We start from the raw sequence: 1,123 nt of genomic DNA, 5'->3' as shown, positions 1-1,123 counted from the left end.
CGCTTCAAAACGAGCCGGTGTCCATTGGCCGTGTTGACGGTGCGCTTCAGGCATATGTTGCGCCAACGTGCTGTGCTTACCTGCTTGGCTTGAGCGCGGATGCACCGCGACTTCTCTGCCTTGGTGAAACAAACGCACCAGCTCACCACTGATGTGAGCCTCCAGTTTTTGTTTGATTAACGCGTGCGGCACCGAGTAATAATGTTTTTCTACTTCAACGTGATAATCCAAATGAACACGCACGGTTTTCACCTGAGTAAAGCAATAAGCGATACTCGGCAAGGGCTTTAAGGCAGGCTGGTCTAGCTGCTCAAACTGGCTTTGACGGCTACCTGGCAACTTTTTCATTGGCTTGTTATTTAACGCTATCAGTAACTCAGCAATCCGAAGGTTGAGAGTACGTAAACTGTAGTGCTGCTCATTTCTAAGCTTAGCCATGATCCAGCGCTCGACGATTTGTACCGCCACTTCGGCCTTGGCCTTATCTTTGGGTTTATAGGGCCTTGCGGGCACAACAACGGTGTCGTAGTGGTAAGCTAACTGCTGGTAGGTCGGGTTCAGATCAGGCTCATAGCGGCAGGTTTTACTGACAGCGCTGCGCAAGTTATCAGGGATCACCAGCTCGGGCACGCCGCCAAGAAATTCAAAGCAGCGCGCATGGCTCATCACCCAATCTTCCAGACCTTGCGTCCAAGTCGCTTCTGCGTAGGTGTAATTAGACGCGCCCATGACCGCCACAAATACTTGCGCGGTTCGGCATTCGCCAGTGGTTGGATTAACCACTTGCAATGTGGGCCCGCAGTAATCCACAAACAGCTTTTCGCCCGCTTTATGGTTTTGGCGCATCGACGGCGATTGGAGCTTACGCCATGCTTGATACAGGCGGCAGAAATGATTGTAGCTGTAGTGATTCGCCTTGTTTCGTTCAACATATTCTTCCCATAACAGCTGCAGTGTCATGGTTTTTTGCTTAAGCTCCAGATGAATTCTTGCCCAATCAGGTAGCGAAACGGCCTTCTTCTTCACCTTAGTGCGTAAAAAAGCCTGATTGAGGGAAGTATCGTCCCAATGGGGCTCAAGGGGCCAATCGGTGATCCCCAGTTGGGCCGCTCGGTTGGCATAC

General features: G+C 51.2%; 1 protein-coding gene. It reads right to left on the bottom strand.

The window, feature by feature from the left end:
- Positions 1-1,123, bottom strand: a 1,123-nt coding sequence (istA, locus tag Q4519_RS21605; protein ID WP_303515984.1) for an IS21 family transposase, incomplete at both ends; no start/stop codon positions are given.

It is taken from the genome of Motilimonas sp. 1_MG-2023, assembly GCF_030547455.1.
Lineage (GTDB): Bacteria > Pseudomonadota > Gammaproteobacteria > Enterobacterales > CBDFNC01 > Motilimonas.
Note: the sequence above shows the minus strand (reverse complement) of the source record. Positions and strands in the feature narration are given on the sequence as shown.